Origin of the sequence: Shewanella sp. 10N.286.54.B9, assembly GCF_041468565.1 — a bacterium.
Classification (GTDB): Bacteria; Pseudomonadota; Gammaproteobacteria; order Enterobacterales; family Shewanellaceae; genus Shewanella.
The window spans coordinates 11,112-12,164 of the sequence record NZ_JBFRIY010000075.1 but is presented as its reverse complement, the minus strand read 5'-3'; the positions used below and the strand labels follow the sequence as shown (position 1 = coordinate 12,164).

At 45.2% G+C, this 1,053-nt stretch carries 1 protein-coding gene; it reads left to right on the top strand.

The annotated features are described in order from the left end of the window. Positions 1 to 1,053 (top strand): ATP-binding cassette domain-containing protein (locus AB4135_RS20825; protein WP_371995344.1); only part of this gene is annotated, 1,053 nt, incomplete at both ends.

Below are 1,053 nucleotides of genomic sequence, written 5' to 3'. Positions count from 1 at the left end.
TTATCATCAACTTTCTCATGATGTGGCAACCGCTAATCCAGACGAAATGGAGCGTATGCTGAAGCAGATGGAAAGGCTACAAGGCGATATCGATCATTTAAATGGATGGCAACTCGATAATCGTATCAACCAGAACTGTGAGTTACTTGGTTTGGATGCTGACGCACCATTATCTGAGTTATCTGGTGGCTGGCAACGTAAAGTGGCTTTGGCTCGCTCTCTGGTTAGCGACCCCGATCTGTTGCTTCTTGATGAGCCGACTAACCACCTCGACATTGACACTATCGAATGGTTAGAGCAATTCTTACTCAGCTACCGTGGCGCGATTGTGTTTGTCAGTCACGATAGGGGCTTCATTGATCGAATGGCGACCCGCATCGTCGACTTAGACCGCGGTATTGCAACCTCTTGGCCTGGCAGTTACCAAGCTTACTTAACAGGTAAAGCGGAATGGTTGCGAGTGGAAGCTGAACAGAATGCTCTGTTTGATAAAAAGCTCGCTGAAGAAGAGGCATGGATCCGCCAAGGCGTTAAGGCTCGCCGAACCCGTAACGAAGGCCGAGTACGTGCGCTTAAAGACTTAAGGGTAGAGCGCATGGCACGCCTTAATCGTCAAGGTGGCGCTAAAATGTCAGTTGCTGATACTGACCGCTCAGGTAAGTTGGTGTTTGATATTGAGAATCTAGAATATAACCTGCCTGATAAAAATCTGGTTAAGAACTTCAGTTCTGCAGTTATGCGTGGTGATAGAATTGCATTGATAGGCCCTAATGGTTGCGGTAAATCAACCTTGGTTAAGTTGCTTATTGGTCAATTAGAAGCACAGTCTGGTAGTGTCAAAGTCGGCACTAAACTTGAAGTCGCTTATTTCGATCAGTACCGAGAAGCACTTGATCCTGAAAAAACGGTAGAAGAGAACGTTGGTGAAGGTAAAAAAACCGTTACTATTAATGGTCAAGACCGTCATATCCTTAGTTATCTACAAGACTTTTTATTCTCACCATTAAGAGCAAGAACACCGGTTAAGGCTTTATCTGGTGGAGAAAAAAATCG